Raw genomic sequence first — 26,810 nt, 5'->3', positions numbered from 1 at the left:
GACAGCATCCTGTGCGGCGCCCGGTGGCGGGCGCCCGCTGGAGAGGGCCGGGCGGGGCGCCGCCGAACGGGCGGTTCCCGGGGGAACACCGGCGTGTCGCATGGTCGGACACGGGTCCGCTGGAAGACGACGGGGCGTCAGGCGGGCGGGGGAGGGTCGTCACCGCGGGCGCCGGGGTCGTCGTCCGCCTCCACCGCCTCGTCCTCGTCCCCCGTCCCCAGGAGCGAGGGCAGCCACTCCTCGGTGGGGAAGCTGCCCGGCGGCAGCTCGTCCGGCGGCGGGACGGGGTGCTGCGAGAGCTGCGGGCCGTGGGCGGTACGGTCGTCGGGTTCGGTGCCGGTGTCGTCCCAGGGCGCGTCGTGGTCCGCGCGGAGCTCGTGTCCGAGGGCGAGCAGTTCCGGGTCCCGGCCGCCGGAGAGGGTGTACTCCTCGAACACCTCCAGCGCCTCGTCGAGCCGGCCCAGGTGCCGCAGTGCCGTCAGCAGCAGACGGCGGTAGTCCTCGCGGGCCGGGTACGCCCGCAAGAGCTCCGAGAGGTCCTGCGCCGCGCGCTCGTACCGGCCCCGGTCGAGGTCGAGTTCGGCGCGCTTGCGGTACAGGGCGTGCCGCAGCCGGAGCAGGCGGTTCCGGGCGGTACGGGCGGCGGGGCCGGGCACGCCGGCGAGCGGGCCGGGGTCGCGCCAGAGGCCCAGTGCCTCGTCCAGCAGGCGGCGTGCCTCGTCCAGCCGGGCTCCGGCTTCGCGTTGCGGGTACTGCCGGGCGGCCAGCTCGGTCGCCCGGCGCTCCCGGTCCTGGCAGCGGAGCAGGTCCACGCGGTCCGCGCTGGTGTGCAGGGCGTAGCCGTCGGGGAGCGTGGCCAGGACACCGGGTCCCAGGGCCGCGCGCAGCCCGGACGCGAGCCGCCCCAGTACGGCCAGCGCGTCCCCCGGTTCCTCGGCGGCGCCCCACAGGCCGGCCCGCAGCTCGTCGTGGGTCACCCCGCGGCCGTGCCGGAGCAGCAGCATGGCGAGCAGCGCGCCCGCGAGCGGCTCCAACTCCACGGAACGCCCGCCCACTCGGACGGTCAACGGCCCCAGGACGGTGTAGCTGCGCCGCTGGTCGTACGCCTCCCGGGCGCGGGCCAGCAGGCGGTCGTCGCAGAGCCGAAGCGCACCGCCGTACCGGTACAGCGACGTCGACATCAGGGTGAGCGCCCGCGCGTACGGGGGGCGCAACCGCTCGGGGAGATGGGGCAGCGGGCCTTCCGGGCCCTCCCGCGTGCTCCCGGCGGCCAGCTGGAGCATCAGCTCGCCCAGCGCCCGCAGGTCCTCGTCCCTCGGCACCTTGGCGGACTGGCCCGGCTCGAACGAGGTGAGCTTCACCGTTCCGTCGGGCAGCAGGACGACCCGGGACATGCCGACTGCGCCGTGCCGTACCCAGTGGCTGTGTGCCTCCTCCAGGGCGCGCACGAGCTGCGCCCCGACGGACACCGTCAGGGGTGCCGGCAGTCGGTAGCCGCCGGGTGCCGCCAGGGCGTTCAGCGGGATGCCGTCCAGGTGCTCCATGACGACGTACGGGACGTCTCCCTCGATGCCGGCGTCGTGGACGCTCACCACGTTCCGGTGGCGCAGCTCCTTCAGTGCGTTCGCCTCCCGCAGGAAGGCCGCGCGCCGCCACCGGTCGGTGAGCGGCCGGTGCAGCCGCAGGACCACCGTCCGGGCCGTCTCCGGGTCCTCGGCCAGCCAGGTGGACCCGCCCGGGCTCATCCGGCGCAGCAGCCGGTAACGGCTCTCCAGGGCCGGTGGCACCGTCCGCGGCCCGTCTCCGGTCAGCCGGCGCACGCTGTCCGGCCGTACCGTCGCGAACGCCTCCCCTTCCGCGGCCGGACCCGCCGCCCCCGTGCCGACCGCCACCGGTGCCACCGCCCGGAACTCCCCGGGGGCCGACCCCGCGCGCTCGTCGATCAGCGCGCCCACCCGGGCGAGCAGTTCCGCCGTACGGCCCCGGGACGACCGGGGCAGGCCGCGCAGCAGCAGCTCGCGGACGCCGGGGCGGAAGGCGTACGAGCCCGGCGGCCCGTCCGTCACGGTCAGCAGCCCGCCGACGATGACCTCGGCCAGGTGCTGCGGACGCGGATCGGGCTCGACCGCCCGCTGGACCAGGCGCATCACCGGCAGGTCCGGGCGGCCCAGGGAGAGGTGGCCGGCCAGGCGGTAGGCCTCCGGCGAGGCGGTCGCGCGGAACCGCAGGACCAGTTCCTCGGGGGTCAGCCGGGTCAGGTCCGTCCGGGTCGCGGCGTCCGGCACCCGTCCCAGCGGTGCCGCCGACGCGGGCCGGGCCGTCCCGTCCGCCGACGCCAGCAGTCCCGCCCAGTTGGCCACCCAGCGGGGTTCCGGCTCCAGGACGGGCAGCGGGACGACGTCCGGCGCGCGGTACGGCGTGGGGTCGGCGTCGTACGGGACGAAGGACAGCGCCGCCGTCGGGGCGGCCGGGAACGGCGCCCGCAGCAGGCCCGGTTCGGCCGGCAGCGCGGTGTCGCGCCACAGGTACTCGGGGAGGGGCTGGACGACGGCCACGGGGAGCCGGCGCGTCCAGCGGCGCAGGGTCGCCTGCCACCGGTCGCCCGCGGGGCCCGGCCGCCACTGCGGCCCCATGCAGTCGCTGACGATCAGGGTGACGGTGCGGCCGTCGGCCGGGTCGGGCACGCGGTGGCCGGGGACCCGGCCGTCGGGTGTGGCGGGGACCGCGGTCACCGTGCGGAAGACGCCCGACTGGCTCAGCACCGCGTGAAGTTCGCGGATCAGGGGGCGCCAGACGGGCATCGTGGGGCCGGTGTCGTGGACCAGGTTCAGCCGCAGCCAGCGTTCCCGGGCGGGCCGCAGGACCGGCAGCCAGTGTTCCGGTGCCGCGCCGAGCCGGGCGGCGCGGTCGGCCGTCGCCTCTTCGTCCAGCCGGTGACCGGCCGGTGCGTCGGTACGGCGGTGGACGGGGCGGAGCGCGCGTTGCAGCGCCAGCGGGTGGCGGATCATCGCGGGGGCGGGCGCCCGCAGGGGGGCGTACCGGCCGGTCCCGGTGTCCGGGGCGGGCAGGTGGAGCGGTGTGCGGGCGGGCTGCCGCGGGGGCGCCGCGGGCGGGGGATCCGGCTCCGGGCTGTCGGCGGGTGGTCGCGGCCGGGGCCGTGCGGGGGGCCGCCGCGACGGCTCCGGCGGGCGCTCCTGCGGGCGCGGACGCGGGGCCGGCGTCCGCTCGTCCCCGGTCACCGGGTCGCCGCCGTCCAGCTGCCGGGCCAGCCACAGCAGTTCGGCCAGCTCCAGCGGGGTGGGGCGGGCCCCGCCCGTCGCTCCGGCCAGGGCGTCGGCCAGCCGGGCGAGCGGGTCCGGGGTGCCCGGGGGGTCAGAACGCATCGGGGTGCTGCGCCTCACCGAGGTACGGCATGAGCTGTTCCGCCAGCTCGTCCAGGGACTCGGCGGACACGTCGGCGGAGCGGGCCAGGTAGACCGCGTTGAGCAGCTGGTCGGTGGCCAGTTCGCCGCCGCCCGCACGGGACAGGAAGCGGGCGATCAGGGCCTCGGCGTAGGCGCCGGGGTCGCCGTCGAAGTGGGCGTCGACGATGGCGGCCAGCTGGGCGTCGTCGGGCTGCCGCAGCCGCAGGGTGACGCAGCGGCGCAGGAACGCGGGCGGGAACTCGCGCTCGCCGTTGCTTGTCAGCACCACGAAGGGGAAGGCGCGGCAGCGGACCCGGCCGCCGTCCACGGCGACCCGGTCGTGGGTGCCGTCGGCCATCACCTGGGCCCGCGGGGTCTGGCGGGCGGCCCGGACCAGCTCGGGGATCTCGTACTGGCCCTCCTCCAGGACGTTGAGCAGGTCGTTGGGCAGGTCCAGGTCGCTCTTGTCGATCTCGTCGATGAGCAGCGCCCGGGGGCGGGCGTAGGGGAGCAGGGCGGTGCCGAGCGGGCCGAGCCGCAGATGGTCCTCGACGGCCGACTCGGGGACGGCGGTCCCCGGGCCGGCCGCCGCCTGCCGGGCCGCGTACAGCCGGGAGAGCGGGTCGTACTGGTACAGACCGTCGTGCAGCGTGCTGCGGCTGGTGATGTTCCAGCGCAGCACCGGGCCGAGCTTCAGCTCGCGGGCCACCGCGTACACCAGCGAGGACTTGCCGGTGCCGGGCGGGCCGGTCACCAGCAGCGGACGGCGCAGGTAGAGGGCCGCGTTGACCAGGTGCACCGTCTGCGGGGTGGGCTGGTAGGTGGCGGCGCGGTGCGCGCGGTCGGGGGAGGTGGCCGCCGCGTCGGCGGTGGCGGCGGGGGTCGCGAGCACCGGTTCGCCGTCGAAGGCCCGCCAGGGCGGGGGCGGGGGCAGCTCGGTGATGCCGTCGTGCGGCTCCGCTGTGCCGGTGTACACGGGCCTCAGGGGCATGGGAGGGATCCTTCGGTCACGGGCGGGCGGCGTCAGGTGACGGGGGAGTGCAGGCTGGCGGGGGGCTCGGGAAAGCACCGTGGGTCGTCCCAGAGCAGCTGGACGTCCCTCGCCCAGTGCCGCCCGGGTTCCTCGGCGGCCTCGGCCTCCTCCCGCAACGCCTGTATGTGGCGTGGGAGTTCGGCCGCCGGGACGCCCTCGACGCAGGGCGCCAGGGCGTCCAGGAACGCCGTACCGGGGCACGGCTCGGGGTGTCCGGCCGGGCCGGGGCAGCCCGAGCGTGGCCACACCAGCACCGGCACGGGCAGGGTGAGGCCCACGGCGAAGTGCTCGGGCAGCCCCTCGGGCGGCGCGGCGAAACCCACCAGGGCGGCGTCCTGTTCGCCCAGGCGTCTGCGCAGGCCGGGCGGGTGCTCCGGGGTGCCGCAGTCGACGCGGTGCAGCGGGGTGCCGGAGCCGGTGCTCAGTTTCCGCCACTTCTTGCCGAGCTTGTGCCGCAGCCGGCCGCTGTGGTGCCGGTAGCGGTCGTTGACGACGACGGGGTGGGCACAGCCCAGCGGGGTGGGGTCGTCGGTACTGCACGCCCAGTGCGCCACCGGCAGGTTCAGCAGGTCCCGGGGCAGCACGAAGGCCAGCAGTTCCTCGGCGTCCGGCGCGAGATGGGTGAAGGCCCGGTCGATGCCCCGCTGCACGTACTCCCGCACCTCGTCGCGGGCCAGCCGGGCCGTGCCGACCGGGCGCCGCCGGCCGTCGCGGTAGGCCGACACCGAGACCGTGACCTGGTCGGTGCCCGCGCCGCTGTGGTCGATCTCGACGAGGATCGGGGCCCGGTCGCCCGAGGGCGCGGTCCGCGCCGGGCCCGTGGCGGGCCCGTCCAGCAGCTCCGCCAGCCGGTCGCCGAGCCGGGCCAGTGCCTCCGCCGCCGGCACGACCTCCCACTGCACATAGCCGACCGCCGCCCGCAGGGACGGGAAGCCGCCGGGCGGCAGCTCCGGCCCGAAGGGGCCGACGGCGTCCACGAACAGCTGGTCCGGCGAGCACGCGAGGCCGGTGGCCTCGGCCCGCCGTACCAGCTCGTACAGCCGCGGGGTCGGGTCCTCGCCGTCGTCGCGGGCCGGGACGAGCGCGCCGAGACCGGGCCAGTGGCGGGCCAGCGTCTCGGTGGGCAGCATCCGGGCCACCAGGACGCCGGGCTCGCCCGCCCGCTGGGCGATCATGCCGACCACCCGGCCGTCGGGGAGGGCCGCCGCGGCGCCGCTGAAGCCTTCCGTCAACGGCTGGCCGTGGGCGGTGACGGCCTCCAGCTGCACCCACTGGCCGGCGACCCGCGTGGTGGACACGGCGCGGTACCGGGCGAGCTGGCCCTCCTCGTAGCCGGCCGGGAAGCCGTACGCCTCCACGACCCACTCGGCCGGCCGGTGCCAGGCGTCCGGCGGGGCGAACCGGGCCGGGCGCAACGGGACCTCCCCGGCCAGTTCCAGGACGGCGAGGTCGCCCGGGTCGGCGGTGCCGCCCGCCCAGCCGCCGTGCACGGCCACCGTCGCGGGCAGCGCGGGCAGGTCGGGCCGGTTCGGGAAGGACACGGTCAGGGTGTCCGGCTCACTGTCCTGCACCACGTGCGCGCAGGTCAGGACCGTGCTCGGGGTCACCAGGAACCCCGCCCCCGCCACCAGGCCCCCGCACTCGATCCGGGCCTGCCAGGAAGCGTCCCTCATGCCGGCAGGGCCGGCCCCGGAACGCCGTTCGCCGGTGTGGCCGCGGCCGGGGCGGGTCCGGCGGCCGCACGCTCCGACGACCACGCCAGCCGCACCACCAGCTGCCCCTCCGCCGCGCCCTTGGCGATGACCGCGCCGGCCTCCGCGCTCAGCTTCACCCCGAACTCCAGCTCCACCGAGTCCGGCCGCAGGCTGCCGTCCCGGAAGACCCGCAGCGCGGAGTGGGCCGCCGCGCGCACGCTGTCGAGGGCGCCCTCGAAGGTACGGGTGGCCTGGGCGGCCGGGCCCTCACCGCGGGAGACGAGCTTGGCGCCGCCCACCGTGTCCGCGCTCTCCACGACGACCACGGCGCCGTCCTCCGTGGTGAACTCCACCAGCCTGTTCATGACGCCGACCGACCCCCGCACTCCTGATCCACGACCAACTCCATTGTGGCGCAAGGGGGGTGACCTGTCCGCCCTTTGCGCCGACACTCGTCCCGGCACGCGCACCGCCCGGACCGTCAGGACCGCACGAGAAGAGGCGTGGATGAGCACACGACCAGTCAGAGGCGGGGCCGTCCTGCTCACGGCGGGGCTGCTGAGCGCCCTGCTCCCGGTCGTCCCGGCGGCCGCGGCGCCCACCCCCGGCCCCGGCCCCGGCAGCGACGGGAGCACCACCGTCACCCTCGTCACCGGTGACCGGGTGACCGTCACCGGCCTCGGGCACGGCAGGCAGACGGTCACCGTCCGGCGGCCCGTGGGCGCCACCGGGGCGGTACGGACGCAGCGCAGCGACGGGGACCTCACCGTCGTACCGGACGAGGCGCTGCCGTACCTGCGCGCGGGAACCCTGGACCGGCGGCTGTTCGACGTCGGCGGCCTGATCCGGCAGGGGCTCACCGACGCCGGATCCGACGCGCTGCCGCTGATCGTGACCTACGACAAGGGAGTACGGGCCGCGACCCCGGCCGGTGCCCAACGCGTCCGCGCGCTGCCCAGTGTCCGCGGGGCGGCCGTGGCGGCCGGCCGGGGCCGTACCTTCTGGCGGTCGTTCACCCGGACGTCCGGCATCCGCACGGTGTGGCTCGACGGGCGGGTGAGGGCCGACCTGGCCGCGAGCAACGCCCAGATCGGCACGGCCGCGGCCTGGGACGCCGGACTGACCGGCAAGGGCGTCACGGTCGCCGTCCTGGACACGGGCGCCGACCTCGGCCATCCCGACCTGGCCGGCCGGGTGAGCGCCGCCCGCAGCTTCGTCGACGGGGAGGAGGTCGCCGACCGCGACGGCCACGGCACCCACGTCACCTCCACGGTCGGCGGCAGCGGCGCCGCCTCCGACGGCAGGGAGAGGGGGGTGGCGCCCGGCGCGAACCTCGCCGTCGGCAAGGTGCTGAGCGACCAGGGCTCGGGCAGCGAGTCCCAGATCATCGCCGGGATGGAGTGGGCGGCCCGGGACGTGCACGCCCGGATCGTCTCCATGAGCCTGGGGACGGCGGAGCCCAGCGACGGCACCGACCCCATGGCGCAGGCGGTGGACGCCCTCTCCGGGGAGACCGGCGCGCTGTTCGTCGTCGCCGCCGGCAACACCGGCGCCCCCTCCTCCATCGGCTCGCCCGGCGCCGCCGACGCCGCCCTCACCGTCGGCGCGGTGGACGCCGCCGACCAGCCCGCCCCCTTCACCTCCGCCGGCCCCCGCTACGGCGACCACGCCCTGAAGCCCGACCTGTCCGCCCCCGGCGTCGACGTCCTCGCCGCCCGCTCCCGACTCCTGCCGGGCACCGGCGACTACACCTCCATGAGCGGCACGTCCATGGCCACCGCGCAGGTCGCGGGCGTCGCGGCGCTGCTCGCCGAGCGGCACCCCGACTGGACCGGCGCCCGGCTGAAGGACGCGCTGATGTCCACCTCCCGGCAACTGGACGCCCCCGCCTACCTCCTGGGCGCGGGCCGGGTGAGCGTCCCGGACGCGGTACGCGCGACGGTCACCGCCACCGGCAGCGCCGACCTCGGCTTCCTCAGCTGGCCGTACGACGCCGGCCGGCCCGTCACCCGGACCCTCACCTACGCCAACGACTCCGGCCGGCCGGTGCGGTTGAGTCTCGCGGTGCGGGGCGCCCCGGACGGCGTCGCCACCCTCGCCGACGACACCCTCACCGTCCCCGCGCACGGCACCGCCGCCACCACCGTCACCGGCGACGGCTCCAAGGCGCCGGTGGGTGGGACGAGCGGACGGATCGTGGCCACCGACCAGACCGGCGGCACCGTCGCGCACACGGTGTTCGGGCTGGTCAAGGAGGAGGAGCGGTACACCCTCACCGTCCACGTCGAGGACCGGTCGGGCGCGCCCGCCGCCGCCGACCTCACCGTGCAGCGGCTCGCCGGGGGCGCGGACGCCGAACCCGCCCACGTCGACGGCTCCGGCACGCTCAGGCTGCGCCTGCGGCCGGGCACCTACTGCCTCGCCTCCTTCCTCGACGTGCGCGGCAGCCACGGCGCCGACTCCCTCGGCCTCGGCTTCCTCGCCGCCCCCGAGGTCACCCTCGACCGGGACCGCGAGGTCGCCCTGGACGGCCGGGCGCTGCGGGAGATCGGCGCCCGCGTGCACCGGCGCACCGAGACCCGCCAGCTCCTCATGGAGTACGACCGGCAGGCCGGCGGCGCCGACCTGTTCGGCGCGGTCCAGGTGCCCCTCACCTACGACAGCGTGTTCGCCGCGCCCACCCCGAAGGCCACGCGGGGCAGCTTCGAGTACCGGACCGTGTGGCGGCTGGCCGAGCCGCGTCTTGAGGTCAGGGGCGTCGCCGAGGCCACCGTCCAGCCCGGCGGCACCCTCGTCGAGGGCCGCACCCGGCTGCCGCTGGTGGACGTGGGCGACGGACCCGTCACCGGGGTGTCCGGCAAGGCCGTCCTCGCCCGCCTCGGCGACGGCGCCGACCCGGCCGCGCTCGCCCGCGCCGCGCAGGACGCGGGCGCCGAGGCCCTGTTCGTGACGGACGACGCGCCCGGCCGGCTGATGGCCTGGTGGGGCACCGACGACAACGCCGGCCGGCCGCTGCAGATCGCCACCGTGAACGCGGCCGACGCGGCACGCCTCCGGGCGGCGGGCCGGGTCGACATGACCGGCACCGCCGACTCGCCGTACGTGTACGACCTCGCCGAGGGCCACCGGGGCGCGATCCCGGACCGAGACCTCACCTACGCGCCCGGCGACCGCGAACTGGCCGCCGTGCGGGTGCGGTTCCACGCCCCCCGGCCGCAGCACGGCGGCGAGTTCCGGTACTCGGTGACCGGTGCCTTCCCGATCGGCCTCGGCTTCCAGGAGAGCGTCGCCCTGCCCGCCGAGCGCACCGACTACGTCTCCACCGGCCCCGGCCAGCTGTGGCACGAGTCCGTCAGCACCGCCGGCGGCGCCCTGGAGGAGCGCGGCGGGCTGGTCCGCTACACCGGCGGAACCCGGCCGGTGCTGAACTGGTTCCGGCCGGTGTGGCACCCGTGGCTGGGCACCGGGCTCGGCTGGGGCCAGCAACGCGCAGGGAACCGGATCCGGCTGAACGTGCCCGGCTGGGGCGACTCCGGGCCCGACCACACCGGCTTCGGCGACGTGTGGAGCGAGGACGGCGGCATGAGCCAGACCACGGCCGTGTCCGTGGACGGCACCCTGGCCGACCGGCGGACCGGTCCCGCCGTCTCGGTGGAGGACGCGCCGGCCGGCGAGCACGCGTACCGGGTCGTCACCGACACCGCGCTGGACGCCGCCCGCTGGCCGCTCGCCACCCGGGGCCACACCGAGTGGACCTTCCGCTCGGCGGCCACCCCCGAGGACCACTGGACGTACCTGCCGCTGATCAACCTCGCCTACGCCCTCGACACCGACCTCACCGGTGCGGTGCGCGGGGGACGGCGGACAGCGGTCGCGCTGAGCGCCGCGTACGTGGCGGGGGCGGCCGGGTCCGGGCGGCTCGGCGGCGGGCGGCTGGAGGTGTCGTACGACGACGGCGCGACCTGGCGCACGGTCCCGCTGCGCGCCGGCCGGGGCGCCTCCTGGCGCGGCACGCTGACCGTGCCGCGCGGCGCGCCGTCCGTGTCCTTGCGGGCCTCGGCCCGGGACGACGCGGGGGGAACGGTGACGCAGGAGACCGTGCGGGCGGCGGCGGTCCGCCGGCGCTCCGGGGGCGTTCACACGATGCCCCGGACCACCCCCAGCTCCACCAGGTCCTGCGGCCGGATGCGCAGCTGGTCCGCGGTCGCCTCCACCTCCTGCGGCGGGCGCTTCAGGATGGCGGCCGCCAGTTCCGGGGCGATCACCGAGAAGTAACTGTCCGGGGTGGCCCAGGTGTTGCCGGGCGCGGCCAGGGCGAGGGCGCCGCCGGAGCCGCCCTCGCCGATGACGAGGGTGGTGACCGGCACCCGGGCGGCGGCCACCGCGCCGAACACCTCGGCGATCGCCGCGCCGGCGCCCTGCCGTTCCGCCTCCGCGTCGTTCGCCGCACCCGGGGTGTCCACCAGCGTCAGCACGGGGATGCCGAGCCGGTCCGCCAGCCGGATCAGCCGGGCGGCGGTCCGGTACCCGGCGGGCCGGGTCGCCGTCCCGGTCTGCGCCGCGTACGCCACGGTACGGCCGTCCCGTTCGCCGAACCCGCACAGCATCCCGTCGGTGTCGACCCCGCCGCACCGGTCCCCGCTGATCAGCACCCGCCGCCGGAAATAGGCGTCCAGATAGGCCCGCGCCCCCGGCCGCTCAGCCGCCCGGGCCCGGACCACGGCCTCCCACCCGCTACCGGGCACCCCGGCCGCCCCGAGCGCGGCCGGCACCGGAGCGGGCGCCGGCCGGCGCACCGCGGCCCCGCCCGCCGCCGCCCGCCCGGCCAGCAGGCCGAGCCACGTGCCCAGGGTGTGCTTCAGGTCGGCCGGCCGCACCACCGCGTCCGCCGACCCCGCCGCCAGCTGGGATTCCGCCGTGTACGCGGCCGGGTCGGCGTCGGGCGGGCGGACCCGGGAGCCGGCGAAGCCCACCTGGGCGGCGGGCAGGGCGAGCACGACGTCCGCGCCGGCGCCGAGGGTGGCCCAGCCGCCGCCGGTGGTCGGGTCGCGCAGGACCGCGATCTGGGGCAGGCCCGCCTCGCGGGTGAGCGCGGACTGCCGGGCCACCCGCTGGAGCTGGGTGAGTGCCAGCATGCCCTCCTGCATCCGGCTGCCCCCGGTCGCGATCAGCGGCACGACGGGGAGCCGGTGATCGCGGGCGTGGGTGTAGGCCGCCTCCAGCCGGTCCCCGGTGCGCCGGCCCAGCGAGCCGCCCAGGAAGCCGAACTCGAAGGAGATCAGCACGGCCCGGGTGCCCTCGACGCTCGCGGTGCCGCAGACGACCGACTCCTGCTCGCCGGTACGTGCGGCGGCCCGGGCGCGGGAAGCGTCGTAGCCCTGCCAGCCGAGGGGGCCGTCGGGCGGGAACTCGCGTTCCGGCGCCGGCAGTTCGCGGAAGCTGTCCGCGTCCGCGACCAGCGCGAGCACCTCCCGCGCCGACAGCCGCTCAGGCATCGGCGAGCGCCCGCTTCATGATCTTCCCCATGTCGTTGCGGGGCAGTGCCTCCAGGTAGCGGACGACGCGCGGGCGCTTGTGCGGGGCGAGCCGCCGGGCCACGTGGCCGGCCAACTCCTCGGCGCCGGGCGGCGATCCGGGGTCCGCCGGGACGATCCAGGCCACGATCCGCTCGCCCAGGTCCGCGTCCGGCTCCCCGGTGACCGCGGCCTCCCGCACCCCCGGGTGCTCCAGCAGCGCGTTCTCGATCTCGCCGGCCCCGATCTTGTAACCACCACTCTTGATCAGGTCGGTGGCCTTGCGCCCGACGATGCGGACGTAGCCGTCGGGCTCGCGCACGGCCATGTCCCCGGTGCGGAACCAGCCGTCGGCGGTGAACGCGGCGGCGGTGGCGTCGGGCCGGTTCAGGTACTCGCTGAACAGGTTGGGGCCGCGCACCTGGATCTCGCCGACGCTCTCCCCGTCGTACGCGCCGATCTCCGTACCGTCCTCCTCCACCAGCCGCAGCTCCACGCCCGGCAGCGGCAGCCCGACCGTGCCGGGCCGGGCCTCACCGTCGGCCCGCACGGCGGTGTTCATCAGCGTCTCCGTCATGCCGTACCGCTCGATCACCCGGCGCCCGGTGGCCGCCGCGATCCGCTCGTGGTCGTGCACCGGCAGCGCGGCCGAGCCGGAGACCAGCAGCCGGGCCCCGGCGAGCGCCGCGGCCAGCTCCGGGTCGCCGGGCAGCGCCTCCGCGATCCGGTGGTACATCGTGGGCACCCCGAACATCATGGTCGCGCCGGCCTTCAGCTCGCGGGCCACGCCCTCGGGCGTGAAGCGTCCCAGGTGGCGCACCGAGCCGCCGCGCCGCAGCGGGCCCAGGACGCCCAGCACCAGCCCGTGCACGTGGAACAGCGGCAGCCCGTGCACCAGCACGTCGTCGCCGGTCCACTGCCAGGCGTCGGCGAGCGCGTCCAGGGTGGTGGCGAGGGCCCGGCGGGGCAGGACCGCGCCCTTGGGCGGGCCGGTGGTGCCGGAGGTGTAGACGACCAGCGCCGGGTCGCCGTCCGCGGCCCGCTCCGCGGGCAGGGCGCCGGCGGCGGACACGTCGACGTCGATCCGCGGCAAGCCGGCGAGGACCGGCGGCAGTTCGGTACCGGGGGCGGCCAGGACGAGCGACGGGGCGCTGTCCGACAGGATGTGCGCCAGTTCCTTCTCGCCCGACTTGGGGTTGAGCGGCACCGCGGCCACCCCGGCGACCAGCGCGCCGGTCACCGCGACGGCGGTCTCCAGCTCCGCCGTGGCCCACACCGCGACCCGGCCGGCCCGGCCGATCCGGGCGGCCAGAGCGCCCGCGGCGCCCGCGAGTTCGCCGTACGTCAGGGTCCGTGGCCCGAACCGCAGGGCGACCTTCCCCCGGACCTCGTCCGGGGGGACCCCCAACTCGCTGCGCCCGGCCGGACCGTCCGTCAGGGCGGGGAAGAGAGAGGACACGCGGTGCACTCCTTACTGTCGACGGCGCCGACCACCGGGGACGACAGCACCTTCCTACACCAGGAGCCGCGTCGCGACGACCGTGCTCCTGGCCGGACTCCACGTGATCCGGCCCGATCCCGGCCCCGGTTCCACGGCCGCTTGTTAGCCTCACAGCCGCACCGATCATCACACCGCCGTTCGACAGGGAGCCCCGCCGTGCCCCGGATAGCCCTCGCCACCTACGACCCCGGAACCGAGCCGAGCAGGGACGGCGATCTGCCGCTGCTGGTGCGGGCGCTCACGGACGCCGGTGCCGAGACGGAGGCCCGGCACTGGGACGACCCGGCGGTGGACTGGGCCGGGTACGACCTCGTCGTCATCCGCTCGACCTGGGACTACAGCTGGCGGGCCGCGGAGTTCGGGGCCTGGGTGGACCGGGTCGGCGCGCTGACCCGGCTGGCCAACCCGGCGCCCGTCGTGCGCTGGAACGCCGACAAGCGCTACCTCGGGGAACTGGCCGCGGCCGGTGTCCCCACCGTCCCCACCCGCTACCTGCCGCCGGGGGAACCGGCCCGCCTGCCCGCCGGCCACGAGTTCGTGATCAAGCCGACCTCGGGCGCGGGCGCCCGGTTCGCCGCCCGGTACACACCCGCCGAACACGACACGGCGGTACGGCACGTGGCGCGCATGCACGCGGAGGGGTTCACCGCGATGGTGCAGCCGTACATGCCGGGCATCGACGTGCGCGGCGAGCGGGCACTGCAGTTCTTCGGCGGACGGCTGCTGCACGCCAGCCGCAAGGGCGCCGTGCTGTCGCCCGGCACTCCGTACGACGCCGACAAGGTGCCCCACCCCGGCCTGGAGCGCTGGCAGCCCACCGACGCCGAACTCGTCCTGGCCGAGAAGGCGTTGGGGGCCGTACCCGCGTCCGGCCTGCTGTACGCCCGCGTCGACCTGGTCGACGGCGACGACGGCGAACCCCGGCTGATGGAACTGGAGCTGGTGGAACCGAACCTGTTCCTGCGGCTGCACCCGGAGTCGCTGCCCCGGGTGGCGGAGGCGATCCTGGCGGCGGCCGGGGACCCGGCGGCGTCCCTGCCGGGCTGAGGGCGCCCGCGCCCGCCGGCCGAAGGGGTCAGGCGACGACGGCCGTCCGCTGGAGCAGTCCCCAGGTGAACTCGGCGACCACCTCGTGCAGTACGCCCTCCCGGTCGGGGGCGGTGAGGGCCAGACCCCACCGGGTGGGCGCGGTGCCCTCCAGCGGGCGGGCCGGCGGGAAGGCGCGGGCGGCCTCGTCCACGGTGCAGGACCAGGGCGTCAGGTCCTCCAGGGCGCGCAGCCGCGGCGCCGGCGCACCGGGCGCCCGGACCAGCCACTCGTTCCACACCCCGCCGTCCGGCCCGACCAGCACCTCGAAGCGCAGCCCCGGCCAGAGCGGCAGCGCCCACCGCCGGGCCTCGCAGTCGACGTCGCCGAGGCGGCGGGGCAGGACGGACTCGGGTTCGCCGAGGACCGAGCGGTACCGGGAGGCGGCACCGCGGGCCCGCGGCGAACGGACCATGGCCTGCCACCGCCTGTTGGCCTCCCGCATGTCCGCGGCCGACGCCCCGAGCCGCCGCCGGGCCTCGTCGGCCAGGTCCGGGTTGTGGTCGGCCATGCGGCGCAGCAGCACCAGCTGGAAGTCGAGATCCATGGCCCCATGGTGCCCGTGACCACGGGTCTGCTTCCCGACCCATTGCCCGCACCACCCACCATGACTAGCCTGTGTTCGTCATGCCGATCGCCTGTTGAAATCTCGAACGGGCGCTTAGACCCAAGGGAGGGGGCCGGACGTGGGACGCCTCGTGCCTGCCGTGACCCGGGCTCTCGACATTCTTGAGCTGTTCCTCGACGGGGACGGGACGCTCTCCGCCCCCGACATCGTGCGCAAGCTCCAGCTGCCGCGCACCACCGTCCACGAGCTGGTCACCACGCTCGCCGCACGGTCGTACATCGTGCAGGTGCCCGGACAGCCCGGACGGTACCGGCTCGGCGTACGCCCGTACCAGCTCGGCAGCCGCTACGCCGAGCAGCTCGACCTCGCCGCCGAGGGCCAGCAGGTGGCCCGCTCGGTCGCCGAGACCTGCGACGAGACGGTCCACGTGGCCATCCTGGAGGGCACCGACGTCATCTACATCGCCAAGGTCGACTCCACGCACGCGGTCCGCATGGTCTCCGCCGCCGGCCGCCGGCTGCCCGCCCACTGCACCTCCGTCGGCAAGATGCTGCTGGCCGCGCTGCCCGAGCCGGAGCTGACCTCCCGGATCCCCGACGGGTCCGCACTGGCCGCGATGACCCCGAACAGCATCACCGACCCGGCCGCCCTGCGCGAGGTCCTGGCGGACATCCGGCAGCGCGGGATCGCCGTGGAGAACCGCGAGTCCAACCCGGACGTCTCCTGCGTGGCCGCGCCGGTGCGCGACCGCACCGGGCAGGTGGTGGCCGCGCTGTCCATCTCGGTCCCGATGATCCGCTGGAGCGAGGAGCGCCGGGCCGAGCTGGAGCAGCTCGCCGCCAAGGGCGCGGCGGAGCTGTCGGAGCGGCTGGGCCACCGGAGCGCGGTGTGACGGCCTACGAGGTCGCGGTGCGCGCGGAGGCGACGCTCGGCGAGGGACCGACCTGGGACCCGGCGACGGGCCGGCTGGTCTGGCTGGACATCCTGGGCATGCGGCTGCACACCTACGACCCGGTGTCCGGCCGCCGCACGGTCCGTACGACCCACCAGCACATCGGCGCCGCCAAGCCCCGCGCGGGCGGCGGCCTGGTGCTGAACCTGCGGGACGGCGTCGGACTGCTGGATGCCGACGGCGGCTTCCGCTGGCTGCACCACGAGCCGGTGCCCGGGCGCCGCGCCAACGACGCCGCCGTGGCGCCCGACGGCTCCCTCTGGGCGGGCACCATGCGGTACGACGAGGCGCCGGGCGGCGGCACGCTGTCCCGGCTGACCGGGGACGGAGCGGTGGCGACCGTGCTGCCCGACGCCACGGTCAGCAACGGCACCGGCTGGAGCCCCGACGGCCGCCTCATGTACTACGTCGACACCCCGACCCGGCGTGTGGACGTCTTCGACTTCGACGCCGACGGCATCCGGGGCCGCCGCCCGCTGGTGGAGATCGAGGAGGGCGCGGGCTTCCCGGACGGGCTCACGGTCGACGCGGATGGCTGTGTGTGGGTGGCGCTGTGGGACGGCGGAGCGGTCCGCCGCTACACGCCGGACGGCGAGCTGGACCGGATCGTCACCCTGCCGGCCCCGCGCACCACGGCCTGCGCGTTCGGCGGCGCCGCCCTGACCGACCTCTACGTCACCACGGCCCGCACGGGCCTGCCGTCCCCCGACCCCCTGTCGGGCTCCCTCCTGGTGATCCCCGACGCCGGAAGGGGCCTCCCCCAACCGGCGTTCAAGGGCTGACACACGCGCCCCGAAGGGGTGCGGGGAACCGCGCGGCCGGCCACGACGAACCCGCGGCCGGCGGACGGGGCGAGCCACCCCTACCGGAGCCCTGCGGCCGTCCGCTCGGCAGAGGTGAGCGGCGGAGCGGTCAGCGGGGGCTTCAGGGGCCCCGCCACCGCCGCCACCACCACACTCGGCGCCAGCAGCGCCCCCGCCCCCCGCTCCAGCGCCGTCACGTCGGTGACCCGGCGGGCGATGCGGCCGTTGCCGGTGGCGGTCCGCAGCAGGCGGCCGACGTACGCGGCCAGCACCCGGTCCCGCAGCGTCGGCCCGTGCTCGGCCGCGCCGGGGTAGAAGACGTCCGCGCCGACGGCCAGGTCCCACGCCGCCCGGACCGTCCGCCCGACCGCCTTCTGCGCCTCCCGGGCCAGCCCCCGGCTCCCCGGCCCCCGGCGCCGCACCACGTCCCGCACGGCCGACGCCGACCGCGCGGCCACCGCCATCCCGTGGCCGTACACCGGGTTCAGTGCGCACACCGCGTCACCGAGGACCACGAAGTTCTCCGGCCACACCGGCATCCGCTCGAAGAAGTACCGCCGGTTCGCCGTCGACCGCGTGACCGCGACCTCGCCCAGCGGCTCCGCGCCCCCGCCCAGCAGCTGACCGATCAGCGGATGCCGCAGCTCCTCGCGGGCGTACCGCTCGAACCGGGCCGCGTCCGCGGGCGGTTCGCCGCCGCGCCCGCCGAACAGCGTGACGATCCACCGGCCGTCCTCCACCGGCATGAGCACGCCCCCGCGCCCGGACCCCGAGCCCCGCGGATCGGGTTCGATGTTGACGATCGGGAAGCCGGCCCGGGCCGCCCGGGGCGCCCGGTAGAGGCGACTGGCGTACACCAGCTCGGAGTCGACCTCCCGCCGCTCGACGGCGGGCAGCCCCAGCCCGGCCAGCCAGTGCGCGGCCCGCGAGCCGCGTCCTGTCGCGTCCACCACCAGCCCCGCCGTCAGCGCGCGCTCGCTGTCGTCGTGCGCCCGGATCCGCACGCCGGTCACCGCACCGCCCGTGCCCGTCAGCCCCGTCGCCACGGCCCCTTCCATCAGCTCGATCCGCCCGTCGGCCAGCACCAGCCGCCGTACCACCCAGTCCAGCAGGTCCCGGCTGGCGGGCAGCATGAACGCGGACTCGGCCCAGCGCCGGTACCAGCCGTACGGGGACAGCGCCACCATGTCCGTCGTCATCGGCACCCGGCTCACCCCGGCCGCGCGCAGCCGTCCGATCGCCCCGGGCAGCAGCTCCTCCAGCGCCCGCGCCCCGCCCGACCACAACTGGTGCACGTGCCGGGCCTGCGGCAGCCCCTTGCGCGGTTCGGGACCGTCGGGCAGGGCGTCCCGCTCGACCACGGTCACCCGGACGCCGCCGTCGGCGAGGGCGCGGGCCGCGAGCAGGCCGGCGAGGGAGCCGCCGAGTACGACGGCGGTGGATCTGTGCTCACTCATGTACGGCAACGCTCTCTGCTGGGGCGGCCGCTCGCGCGCGCACCGCCTCGATGTCGTCGGGACGGCGCAGGGCCTGTGAGACGGCCCCGATCTCCTGGAGCAGGTTCGTGGTGTCGGGCCCGTCGGCCGGCTCGGCCGGCTCCGGCGTACGGGACCTGGTCTCGATCGCGTCGAGGATGCTCACCGCCGCGGCCAGCGCACGGGCCCGCTCGGGCGGATGGCCGAGGGCGAGCGCGGCCTCGTGGGAGCGCCGGCCGAGGCCGGTGTCGATGTGCCGGGCGAGCGGCAGCAGCACGTCCCGGATGAACGTCTCGCGCCGGGTGAGCCGCAGTTCGGGCGTGGACCGCAGCACGAACGGCACGCCCTCGCCGCTCACGGTGCGCATCAGCCGGTACAACGGCCGCAGCCGGCGGTGGGCGAGCCGGACCCGCCAGCGGTCGTGCAGGTACTGGCCGGCGTGCGGCAGGATGAAGCCGACGGCGATGAGGATGGCGGACAGGGCCGCCACGGGCGGGGCCAGGTTGGTGCTGAGCCAGTCCAGGTCCTGGCCGAACCAGCGCGCGACCACGGCGATCAGCTTGACCGCGTCGAAGACCAGGTTCGACACGTAGCCGGCGCCCAGCAGTTTCAGGCCCCAGCGCAGCCAGGCGTCCAGGCCCTCGGTGCGCACCCAGTTCCAGATCAGCCGGGAGGTGATCAGGCAGGCCACGGCGTGCGCGACCAGGTAGAGCAGGATCTCCTCGCGCATGAACGGCGTGGTGGCGTAGTGGGTGTCGAGGTCCCGCAGCCGTTCCTCGGGGGCGTCGGCGAGCAGGAACAGCACCCACAGGGCGAGGATCACCCCGGAGTACACCGAGATCACCCAGCGCATCGCCCGGCGGGTGGCGGCCGAGCGGTCGGACAGGCCGTTGCGCCAGGTGATGATGAGCAGCAGGCAGGAGCCGCAGAACGCGGTGATGAGCGAATAGCACCACGGTGCCGAGATGTTGGGCACGCCGGTCAGCCGGTTGACCGCGGCGATGGTGGACGGGGTGCAGAACACGAACACCGCGCAGGCCAGCAGCAGCAGTCCGCCGACGGCGCGCAGCAGCGGGTCCCGCCACAGCCGGATGATGCTGGGCAGCTTGATCACCAGGGCGGCGGTGAGCACGGCCGTGGGGATCCAGAAGGAGATGTAGAACTCGCTGAGGAACCCCGAGGGGTTCACCGCCAGCAGCGTCACCGCGCCGTTCCTCCACGTCCGCGATAGCCGAGGGAGCGCTGGACGGGGTCCAGCGCGGCGGGGCGGATCCCGCTCAGGTGGCCCCGGAACAGGGTGGCCAGGCGGTGCCCGAAGTCGTCGGCCTCGGCCTCGTCGGTCTCCCGGGAGCCGTTGCGGGCGGCCACGGTGAGGGCCGCGTCGCCCCAGCCGGGCGTGTCGGCGAGGGCGCGGGCGGCGGCGGCCCCGGCGAGGTGGTGGTGCCGGTGCCCGGCGTGCAGGTGCCACAACTCGTGCCCCAGGATGACCAGTTGCTGCACGGCCTCGGCCCGCTCCTCCACGATGACCAGGTCGAAGTCGGCGAACTCGACCCACAGCCCGGTGACTTCGATCTCGTCCGGGAACCGTTCGAAGCGCAGCTCCAGCGGCCGTCCGCCGCGCAGCGCGCTCATCTCCTCGCACAGCGCCCGGCACAACGCGCGGACGCCGTCGGGCGGTTCGGGACGGGCGCGGACGGCGGCGGCGAGCTCGCCGGCCAGGGAGCGCATCGACGAGCCGGGACGGGAGGGCCGCAGCCGGGCGGCCAGGCGTACCGCCTGTGCGCGCGCACCCCCGAAGCTCATCGGTCTCCCTTCCCACCGCCGGTTGCGGCAGGTCCGAGCGTACGCGTCCGGATGTGCCCACGTCATGCGATCCGGCGACCGTCGTTCAACGGGGAACCACCTGTGGGCCGGTGCCCGCCCCATTGACGCGGGAGCGCTTCGAATCTACGGTCCGTTCGAAGTTACGAGTGTCGTCCGATATGTCGAACGGCGGGGGCGGGGGAGAGGGGCATCACCGCCCGGCCGGCCAGTGACCAGGCCCCGACCGACCCGGAAGGATTCCATGAGCAAGAGCACCGCCCGCTTCACCCTCGACCCCGCCTTCACCGTCGGCGAGGTCAACCCCCGGCTCTTCGGCTCCTTCGTGGAACACCTCGGCCGCTGTGTCTACACCGGCATCTACGAGCCCGGCCACCCCACGGCGGACGCCGAAGGCCTGCGGACCGACGTGCTCGACCTGGTCCGCGAACTCGGCGTCACCGCCGTCCGCTACCCGGGCGGCAACTTCGTGTCGGGATACAGGTGGGAGGACTCGGTCGGCCCCCGCGCGGAGCGCCCCCGGCGCCTGGACCTGGCCTGGCACTCCACCGAGACCAACCGGTTCGGCCTCTCCGAGTACATCGCGTTCCTGCGCAAGCTCGGCCCCCGGGCCGAGCCCATGATGGCGGTGAACCTCGGGACGAGGGGCGTGGCCGAGGCCCTCGAACTCCAGGAGTACGCCAACCACCCCGGCGGTACCGCCCTCTCCGACCTGCGCGCCGCCCACGGCGACGAGGAACCCTTCGGCATCCGGCTCTGGTGCCTCGGCAACGAGATGGACGGTCCCTGGCAGACCGGCCACAAGACGGCCCGGGAGTACGGACGGATCGCCGCCGAGACCGCCCGCGCGATGCGCCAGCAGGACCCCGGCGTGGAGCTGGTCGCCTGCGGCTCCTCCAGCCAGGACATGCCCACCTTCGCCGCGTGGGAGGCGACCGTCCTGGAGGAGACGTACGAGCTGGTCGACCACATCTCGCTGCACGCCTACTACGAGCCCGTCGACGGCGACCTGGACTCCTTCCTCGCCTCGGCCGTCGACATGGAGTCCTTCATCGAGAACGTGATCGCGACGGCCGACCACGTGGGCGCGCGACTGAAGTCCAAGAAGAAGATCAATCTCTCCTTCGACGAGTGGAACGTCTGGTACCTGTCGAAGTGGGAGGAGTACGCCCGGACCCTCGACCGCTCCGACTGGCCCGAGGCGCCCCGCCTGCTGGAGGACAACTACAGCGTCACCGACGCGGTCGTCTTCGGCTCGCTCCTCATCGCGCTGCTGCGGCACGCCGACCGCGTCACCGTCGCCTGCCTCGCCCAGCTCGTCAACGTGATCGCCCCGATCATGACCGAGCCCGGCGGCCCGGCCTGGCGGCAGACCACGTTCTTCCCGTTCGCGCAGGCCTCCCGGTACGGCCGGGGCCAGGTGCTGGACGTCCGCGTGGACTCGCCGACCTACGCGACGAAGAAGTACGGCGAGACGGACCTGCTGCACGCCACCGCCGTCCGCGCGGACGACGGCACGGTCACCGTGTTCGCGGTCAACCGCAGCCGCACCGCACCGCTGCCCCTCGAAGTCGCCCTGCACGGACTGGAGCCGACCACCGTCACCGAGCACAGCGCGCTGGCGGACGCCGACCCCGACGCCCGCAACACCCTGACCGACCCCGGACGCGTCACCCCGCACCCGGTCGAGGGCACCGCCCTGACGGACGGCACCCTCACCGCCGTACTGGAGCCGCTGTCCTGGAACGTGATCAGACTGGCGTGACCGGCACGCCTCCCGTCGTCCTGCCGAGCAGCGCCAGGCGCACCGACCCCGGGCCCGACAGCGTGGTGAACTCCGAGAGGACCGCCAGCGCGAGGGTGTTGGTGCCCCGGGTGCGCAGGATGCCGTTGGGCAGGACGAAGGTGTGCTGCGGACCGACGTTGTTGATGTACTGGCCCAGGTTCCAGCCGTTGAGGAAGATCTGGGAGCGGTAGGCGCGGTACGGGTCGTCGTCCAGGACCAGCCCCACCGAGGCGTCGACGTCGGCGGGCACCGACAGCCGGAACGTGGTCCGGTACCAGGTCACGCCCTGGTACCGGGCGGCGCGCGGGAAGCTCGCCTTCTCCCAGTCCCGGTCGCGGAAGCCGGGCAGGTGCCAGCCCTCGCGCTCGCCGTACAGGCCGCCGTTGTTCATCGGCCCGCGCACCGGGTCGGGAGCGCCCGCGCCCTGGATGCGCCAGCGCACCTTCGGCGAGGCCCCCTTGAAGGTGACCGCCGTCAGGCCGCGCGCCGCCTTGTGGGTGTCGAGCGCCTTGCCGTCCTGGTCGTGCTGCATGCGCCGGACCAGGACCGACAGCACGTGCCGGCCGGGGGAGCGCAGCCGCTCGCGCACCGGGAACACGGCCGTCTCCGTCCACGTGCCCTTGCGGACGGTGGTCTTGTCCGGTACCGGCATCCGGTGCGTGCCCAGCGGCTCGCCGTCCAGCCAGGCCATCAACAGGCCCTGGGTGCCGGTGCTGTAGGCGAGCGAGACCTCCTCGACGCCGCTGGTGCCGCTGACGGTGCCCCGGTACCAGACGTCCCCGTAGTGGAAGCCGTAGTCGTCGGCGAACAGCACCGGCTGTCCGTCCGGGACGGCCGTGGTGCTGTACGAGGCGGTCTTGTCGGCGACCCGCCACGAGGAGTCGTCGAAGCTCGGGCCCGCCTCCGGGTTCTCCGTCCGCATCCGCCAGCCGCGCAGCTCGGGCAGTCGGACCTCGGGGGTGTCCGGCAGCATGCCGGTGGTCATCAGGCTGCCGGAGAGGGTGACGCGGGTGGCCAGCTTCCGCCCGTTCCACACCAGGGTGTCGATGCCGCGCGGCCCCCACACCTCCATGCTGGTCCGCTCGGTGACGTCCCCCGTCAGGTGCACCTCCGAGCCGCGCACCTCCGCGTGCCGCAGCAGCGCCGGGCCGTAGACGAGCAGCGTCCCGGACGGGGTGTCGTAGGGGAAGAGGCGGACGGCGGTGGCGTCGTCGGCGAAGAGCAGCAGCAGCGAGGAGTCGGTGTCGCCCTTCTGCACCAGCACCCGGGTCAGCCCGCCCTGCCCGAGGGGCGCGTTGATGTGGAGTTCGCCCCGGTCGTAGGCCCAGCCCGCCTCCTCGTCCAGGCGCTGCACGAACGGCTCCACCGGGCAGTCGAGCACCAGCTCGGCCATCTGGCCGTGCCGGCCCGCGAACACCGCGATGTCCTGCCGGCCGGCGGTCAGGACCGTCATGGGCGAGGCGGTGGCGTACTTCAGCGTCCGCCTGCCCAGCGGCAGCCCGGTGGTGACCAGCGTGGCGTCCTTGCCGGGCACGGTGACCGGCAGGTCGCCGGCGTCGGTCGGCAGGTCGGTGGTGACCGGCTCCGTGCCGTCGTTGCGGGCGACGTACACGTGGGTGCCGGTGTCGGGGTTGGTCAGGTGGTAGACCTTCAGCCCCTCGGCGGTCACGTCCGCGGCCCGGTCCAGCTTGGCGAAGTCGGGCACGCGCTGGAGCAGGTGCCCCAGCTGGTGCATCGGCGCGATCTTGTCCGTGACGTTGCGGGCCTCGTCGATGGCGGCGCCGTAGTCGTACGAGGTGTAGACGACCGGCGCGGGCAGCCAGCCCCACGAGGTGCCGCCGAAGGTCATGTACGCGTTGTGCAGGGTGAGGCCGTTGGCGAGGTTCGTCAGGTAGAACCGGCGCTCGTAGGCGGCGTCCCGGGTGCGCCGCGACTCGGCGTACCCCTTGCCGTCGAACCAGGCCCCGCCCCACGGATCGAACCAGCCGCCCCCGAACTCGGGCACGAACCCGGGCGTGGCCGGCGAGGCGGTGGCCCCGCCCTTCGCGCCGCCGGGACCGTAGTGCCCCCAGTCCGGCGGGGTCTGGGACGGCGACGGATATCCGTCGAACCCGTACAGCCAGCCGCCCCGCTCGCCGCCGGTGTCGAACGACCCGGGGATCCAGTACCCGTTGCGCCCCTTGTCGTTGTGGAACAGCGGTACGTCGATCCCGTCGGCCCGCACCTTCCGGTACAGGTGGGCCATGTAGTTCCGGCCGGTGGCCTCCGTGACGTGGGCGTCGTACTCGTTCTCGATCTGGTACAGCAGGACCGTGCCGGTGCCCTGCGTGAACAGGTGCCGGCGGGCGATGCGGTCGACCTGCGTCAGCCACTCGTCGACGTGCGCCAGATAGGCCGGGTCGTCGGTGCGGGCCGTGCCCTTCGCCGCCGTCAGCCAGCCCGGGAAGCCGCCGCCGTCCACCTCGGCGTTGATGTACGGGCCGGGCCGCAGCACCACGTACAGCCCGGTCTCGGCGGCCGTCCGCAGGAACAGGTCCAGGTCCCGCACGCCCGTGAAGTCGTACCGGCCGGGCGCGGGGGAGTGGTAGTTCCAGGCCACGTAGACGCTCACCGCGTTGAAGCCGTGCGCCCGCATCTTCTGCAGCACGTCCCGCCACAGCGACGGGCTCGGCAGCCGGAACGGGTGCATCTCGCCGGACCACAGCACCAGGCGCCGCCCGTCCACGAGCAGCGAGTAGCGGTCGTACCCGATGGTGTGCCGCCGGCCGTCCGCGCGCGGTGGGGCTGGCGCCGGACCGGTCGGCGCACTGGCACCCGCGTACGCCGACGGCGCGCCGGGGCCGCCGCTGCCGCCCAGGGCGAGCCCGAGCGCGGCCGAGCCGGCCAGGGCACTGAAGGTACGTCTGCTGAGCGCCAAGGTGGATCCTCCCGGGCGGGCTTACGGGGGCGCGGTCCGGCCATTCTCCCCGCGCCCACGCCCCACAATGGACCCATGAGGATCTCGGCACGGGCGGATTACGCGGTACGGGCGGTACTGGAGCTGGCCGTACGGCAGGGTAACGGGCCGGTGAAGGCAGAGGAAATCGCCGCCGTGCAGGACATCCCGCACAAGTTCCTGGAAGGGATCCTCGGCGACCTGCGCCGGGCCGGGATCGTCGACAGCCGGCGCGGCGGGGGCGGCGGCTACCGGCTGGCCCGCACCGCGGCATCGATCACCGTGGCCGACGTCATCCGGGCGGTCGACGGCCCGATCGTGTCGGTGCGCGGCGAACGCCCGACCGGCCTGTCCTACACCGGCACCGCCCAGCCCCTGCTGCCCCTGTGGATCGCCCTGCGCGCCAACGTCCGCCGCATCCTGGAGGGCGTCACCCTCGCCGACCTCGCGGCGGACGCACTCCCCGAACCGGTCCGCGCCCTGGCGGCGGAGCCGGCGGCCTGGGAGAACCCGTAGGGGCCGGCGCTCCGCCGGCCGGGGGACGGGAGGTTTCCCCTCGTGGGCCCCGGTCGTTGGCAATGCCGTGATCAAGAAACTCGCCTGTGTCACCGCCCTGGCCGCCGCGCTTCTCGCCGCCGCCCCCACCGCCGAGGCCGCCCAGCGCCCCGCCCCGCCCACCGCGGTCCCCGGAGCGGCCCTCCTGGACGGCATCCTCGGGTCACTCGAAGTGGGGCACCCCGTCACCTCCCTGCGCACGCTGCTGCCCAGGGGGCTCCGGGCCGAGTGAGAGGCGCCCCGAGGACGTGAAAAGTCCGGTGTGAATGGCCGGAGTTCGCTCTCCCGGGCCCGGGTGGGGCTCCCTACGCTACCCACGCCTCCCTCTCCCCTTCACAGGTGGCGCACATCTTCTTCAAGAGTGAACGCCCGGGAAGGGGGCGGCGGGAGGCGCAACCCCCCACTCGACTACCCGGGAGAGACCATGGCTGGTGGACTCCTCATGAGCGGCGCGGTGGCCGCCCTCCTCACCACCGCACTGCCCGCGCACGCCTCGTCCCCGTTCGACAACCCGCCCCCGGACAAGATCGTCATCGACGTCGCCACGGTGAACGGCTCGGGCTGCCCGGCCGGCACGGCCGCCGTGGCGGTCTCGCCGGACAACACCGCCTTCACGGTGACCTACAGCTCCTACCTGGCCCAGGCCGGCGGCAACTCCGACCCCACGGCCTTCCGTAAGAACTGCCAGCTCAACCTGGTGGTCCACGTCCCCCAGGGCTTCACCTACGCGATAGCCAGCGCCGACTACCGGGGCTTCGCCTCGCTCCAGCGGGGCGCCACGGCCACCCAGAAGGCGTCGTACTACTTCCAGGGTTCGTCGAGCACCGTGCCCAGGACGCACCCCTTCGGCGGCCCCTACAACGACGACTGGCAGGCCACCGACTCCACCGACTGGGCCCAGCTGGTCTGGGCGCCCTGCGGGGTCCTGCGCAACTTCAACATCAACACCGAGCTGCGCGTCAACGCCGGTACCGCCAACCCCGACAAGGTCAGCTTCATGACCATGGACTCGACGGACGGGGACATCAGCACGGTGTACCACATGGCGTGGAAGCAGTGCCCGAACTCCTAGCCGGCTCACGGGGAGGGGGCGCGGACGCGCTGCCTCCCCGTCAGGGCCCGGCGTCGACCCGTCCGACTGCTCGACGGGCCGGCCCGTGGCGTACCGAGCGGGGCCGCCCCGTTGCGCCGAACGTGTGCATCCGTCATCCGAACGGCCGCGCCTGGGCCGCTCAGGATGCCCGCGCCGCCCTCCCGCCGCCAGGATGGCGGAGGACCGACGCCATCGCGTGGGCGGTCGGCGAGCATCGGGAGACGGACGACCTGTGAGCATCCTGAACGAACCCCAGGGCGGTGCGGCAGCCGCCGAGGACTCGTACGAGAACGAGCTGCCGGTCCGGCGCAAGCAGCCCGGCAACGTCGTGGTGAGGTGGCTGACGACCACCGACCACAAGACGATCGGCACGCTCTACCTGACGACGTCCTTCGCGTTCTTCCTGGGCGGCGGAGTGATGGCCCTCATCCTCCGGGCCGAGCTGGCCCGGCCGGGCCTGCAGCTGATCTCCAACGAGCAGTACAACCAGCTGTTCACGATGCACGGCACGATCATGCTGCTGATGTTCGCGACGCCGCTGTTCGCCGGCTTCACGAACTGGATCATGCCGCTGCAGATCGGCGCGCCCGA

Annotated in this window: 19 protein-coding genes and 1 pseudogene; 9 read left to right on the top strand and 11 right to left on the bottom strand. The window is 75.2% G+C overall.

What is annotated here, in order from left to right:
• Positions 1 to 137: 137 nt before the first annotated feature.
• From IG05_RS0133835 to IG05_RS0133820, 4 genes are read right to left on the bottom strand one after another with little or no spacing between them, the layout of a single operon-like run.
• Positions 138 to 3,383 carry an SAV_2336 N-terminal domain-related protein gene (locus IG05_RS0133835; RefSeq protein ID WP_051790540.1) on the bottom strand — a complete coding sequence of 1,082 codons (3,246 nt, stop codon included), beginning with the start codon at positions 3,381 to 3,383 and terminating at the stop codon, positions 138 to 140.
• Entirely contained in the window at positions 3,373 to 4,395 is a 1,023-nt protein-coding gene (locus IG05_RS0133830; protein WP_030347892.1) for an AAA family ATPase, read from the bottom strand. The genes IG05_RS0133835 and IG05_RS0133830 overlap by 11 nt, the downstream gene beginning before the upstream one ends.
• Positions 4,396 to 4,427: 32 nt before the next feature.
• A complete protein-coding gene (locus tag IG05_RS0133825) occupies positions 4,428 to 6,110 on the bottom strand; it encodes a trypsin-like peptidase domain-containing protein (RefSeq protein ID WP_030347891.1) in 1,683 nt (560 codons plus the stop codon).
• Positions 6,107 to 6,496, bottom strand: coding sequence for a CU044_2847 family protein (locus IG05_RS0133820; RefSeq protein ID WP_037815181.1), 390 nt, complete (start codon positions 6,494 to 6,496; stop codon positions 6,107 to 6,109). The genes IG05_RS0133825 and IG05_RS0133820 overlap by 4 nt, the downstream gene beginning before the upstream one ends.
• A 142-nt stretch (positions 6,497 to 6,638) precedes the next feature.
• Here IG05_RS0133820 and IG05_RS0133815 point away from each other — a divergent pair, with 142 nt between their 5' ends.
• The gene (locus tag IG05_RS0133815; RefSeq protein WP_234336132.1) at positions 6,639 to 10,406 is read left to right on the top strand and encodes a S8 family serine peptidase; all 3,768 of its coding nucleotides are present in this window, start codon (positions 6,639 to 6,641) and stop codon (positions 10,404 to 10,406) included.
• Here the strand turns inward: IG05_RS0133815 and IG05_RS0133810 are convergent.
• Positions 10,331 to 11,626: pseudogene (locus tag IG05_RS0133810) on the bottom strand (carboxyl transferase domain-containing protein); the annotation flags it as partial. The gene IG05_RS0133815 and the pseudogene IG05_RS0133810 sit on opposite strands and share 76 nt — an antisense overlap.
• The gene (locus IG05_RS0133805; RefSeq protein ID WP_030347887.1) at positions 11,619 to 13,103 is read right to left on the bottom strand and encodes an acyl-CoA synthetase; all 1,485 of its coding nucleotides are present in this window, start codon (positions 13,101 to 13,103) and stop codon (positions 11,619 to 11,621) included. The pseudogene IG05_RS0133810 and the gene IG05_RS0133805, both read right to left, overlap by 8 nt.
• Positions 13,104 to 13,301: 198 nt before the next feature.
• On the opposite strand from IG05_RS0133805, the gene IG05_RS0133800 reads away from it, so the two are divergent.
• Positions 13,302 to 14,192 (top strand): ATP-grasp domain-containing protein, encoded by an 891-nt coding sequence (locus tag IG05_RS0133800; RefSeq protein ID WP_030347886.1) that lies wholly within the window; start codon positions 13,302 to 13,304, stop codon positions 14,190 to 14,192.
• A 28-nt stretch (positions 14,193 to 14,220) separates the two neighbouring features.
• On the opposite strand, the gene IG05_RS0133795 is transcribed toward IG05_RS0133800, so the two are convergent.
• Positions 14,221 to 14,778 carry a hypothetical protein gene (locus tag IG05_RS0133795; protein ID WP_051790537.1) on the bottom strand — a complete coding sequence of 186 codons (558 nt, stop codon included), beginning with the start codon at positions 14,776 to 14,778 and terminating at the stop codon, positions 14,221 to 14,223.
• 139 nt (positions 14,779 to 14,917) lie between these two features.
• Between IG05_RS0133795 and IG05_RS0133790 the strand changes: the two genes are divergently transcribed.
• Together IG05_RS0133790 and IG05_RS0133785 are read left to right on the top strand one after the other, a co-directional pair.
• Entirely contained in the window at positions 14,918 to 15,691 is a 774-nt protein-coding gene (locus IG05_RS0133790) for an IclR family transcriptional regulator (RefSeq protein WP_030347884.1), read from the top strand.
• Positions 15,688 to 16,533 (top strand): SMP-30/gluconolactonase/LRE family protein, encoded by an 846-nt coding sequence (locus IG05_RS0133785; protein ID WP_030347883.1) that lies wholly within the window; start codon positions 15,688 to 15,690, stop codon positions 16,531 to 16,533. The genes IG05_RS0133790 and IG05_RS0133785 overlap by 4 nt, the downstream gene beginning before the upstream one ends.
• An 80-nt stretch (positions 16,534 to 16,613) precedes the next feature.
• On the opposite strand, the gene IG05_RS0133780 is transcribed toward IG05_RS0133785, so the two are convergent.
• Genes IG05_RS0133780 through IG05_RS0133770 form a run of 3 tightly spaced genes read right to left on the bottom strand, consistent with a single transcriptional unit; the run spans position 16,614 to position 19,832 of the window.
• Positions 16,614 to 18,011: an FAD-dependent oxidoreductase gene (locus IG05_RS0133780; protein WP_030347882.1), complete on the bottom strand. Its 1,398-nt coding sequence runs from the start codon at positions 18,009 to 18,011 to the stop codon at positions 16,614 to 16,616.
• Complete coding sequence (locus IG05_RS0133775) at positions 18,004 to 19,233, bottom strand: MAB_1171c family putative transporter (RefSeq protein WP_030347881.1); 1,230 nt, start codon at positions 19,231 to 19,233, stop codon at positions 18,004 to 18,006. Before IG05_RS0133775 ends, IG05_RS0133780 begins: the two co-directional genes overlap by 8 nt.
• Entirely contained in the window at positions 19,230 to 19,832 is a 603-nt protein-coding gene (locus tag IG05_RS0133770) for a hypothetical protein (protein ID WP_030347880.1), read from the bottom strand. The genes IG05_RS0133775 and IG05_RS0133770 overlap by 4 nt, the downstream gene beginning before the upstream one ends.
• Positions 19,833 to 20,094: 262 nt before the next feature.
• On the opposite strand from IG05_RS0133770, the gene IG05_RS0133765 reads away from it, so the two are divergent.
• Positions 20,095 to 21,615: an alpha-N-arabinofuranosidase gene (locus IG05_RS0133765; RefSeq protein WP_030347879.1), complete on the top strand. Its 1,521-nt coding sequence runs from the start codon at positions 20,095 to 20,097 to the stop codon at positions 21,613 to 21,615.
• On the opposite strand, the gene IG05_RS0133760 is transcribed toward IG05_RS0133765, so the two are convergent.
• Positions 21,602 to 24,553, bottom strand: coding sequence for a glycoside hydrolase family 35 protein (locus IG05_RS0133760; protein ID WP_030347878.1), 2,952 nt, complete (start codon positions 24,551 to 24,553; stop codon positions 21,602 to 21,604). The two genes, IG05_RS0133765 and IG05_RS0133760, sit on opposite strands and share 14 nt — an antisense overlap.
• Positions 24,554 to 24,628: 75 nt before the next feature.
• Between IG05_RS0133760 and IG05_RS0133755 the strand changes: the two genes are divergently transcribed.
• The 4 genes from IG05_RS0133755 to IG05_RS0133740 form a co-directional block, all read left to right on the top strand.
• On the top strand, positions 24,629 to 25,087 hold the full coding sequence (locus IG05_RS0133755) for an RrF2 family transcriptional regulator (protein WP_030347877.1): 459 nt from the start codon (positions 24,629 to 24,631) through the stop codon (positions 25,085 to 25,087).
• A 67-nt stretch (positions 25,088 to 25,154) separates the two neighbouring features.
• Positions 25,155 to 25,358: a hypothetical protein gene (locus tag IG05_RS0133750; protein WP_030347876.1), complete on the top strand. Its 204-nt coding sequence runs from the start codon at positions 25,155 to 25,157 to the stop codon at positions 25,356 to 25,358.
• A gap of 192 nt (positions 25,359 to 25,550) precedes the next feature.
• On the top strand, positions 25,551 to 26,198 hold the full coding sequence (locus tag IG05_RS0133745) for a DUF4360 domain-containing protein (protein WP_030347875.1): 648 nt from the start codon (positions 25,551 to 25,553) through the stop codon (positions 26,196 to 26,198).
• A gap of 253 nt (positions 26,199 to 26,451) precedes the next feature.
• The coding region (locus IG05_RS0133740; protein ID WP_030347874.1) for a cbb3-type cytochrome c oxidase subunit I at positions 26,452 to 26,810 on the top strand (359 nt) is incomplete at its 3' end.

Origin of the sequence: Streptomyces sp. NRRL S-1022 (assembly GCF_000720135.1) — a bacterium.
Classification (GTDB): Bacteria; Actinomycetota; Actinomycetes; order Streptomycetales; family Streptomycetaceae; genus Streptomyces.
Note: the sequence above shows the minus strand (reverse complement) of the source record. Positions and strands in the feature narration are given on the sequence as shown.

Bases quoted from the DNA above. Each gene is read 5' to 3' on its own strand.
- IG05_RS0133820 (WP_037815181.1), bottom strand. From the start codon at position 6,496: ATGAACAGGCTGGTGGAGTTCACCACGGAGGACGGCGCCGTGGTCGTC.
- IG05_RS0133765 (WP_030347879.1), top strand. From the start codon at position 20,095: ATGAGCAAGAGCACCGCCCGCTTCACCCTCGACCCCGCCTTCACCGTC.
- IG05_RS0133825 (WP_030347891.1), bottom strand. From the start codon at position 6,110: ATGAGGGACGCTTCCTGGCAGGCCCGGATCGAGTGCGGGGGCCTGGTG.
- IG05_RS0133835 (WP_051790540.1), bottom strand. From the start codon at position 3,383: ATGCGTTCTGACCCCCCGGGCACCCCGGACCCGCTCGCCCGGCTGGCC.
- IG05_RS0133815 (WP_234336132.1), top strand. From the start codon at position 6,639: ATGAGCACACGACCAGTCAGAGGCGGGGCCGTCCTGCTCACGGCGGGG.
- IG05_RS0133795 (WP_051790537.1), bottom strand. From the start codon at position 14,778: ATGGATCTCGACTTCCAGCTGGTGCTGCTGCGCCGCATGGCCGACCAC.
- IG05_RS0133745 (WP_030347875.1), top strand. From the start codon at position 25,551: ATGGCTGGTGGACTCCTCATGAGCGGCGCGGTGGCCGCCCTCCTCACC.
- IG05_RS0133755 (WP_030347877.1), top strand. From the start codon at position 24,629: ATGAGGATCTCGGCACGGGCGGATTACGCGGTACGGGCGGTACTGGAG.
- IG05_RS0133780 (WP_030347882.1), bottom strand. From the start codon at position 18,011: ATGAGTGAGCACAGATCCACCGCCGTCGTACTCGGCGGCTCCCTCGCC.
- IG05_RS0133770 (WP_030347880.1), bottom strand. From the start codon at position 19,832: ATGAGCTTCGGGGGTGCGCGCGCACAGGCGGTACGCCTGGCCGCCCGG.
- IG05_RS0133830 (WP_030347892.1), bottom strand. From the start codon at position 4,395: ATGCCCCTGAGGCCCGTGTACACCGGCACAGCGGAGCCGCACGACGGC.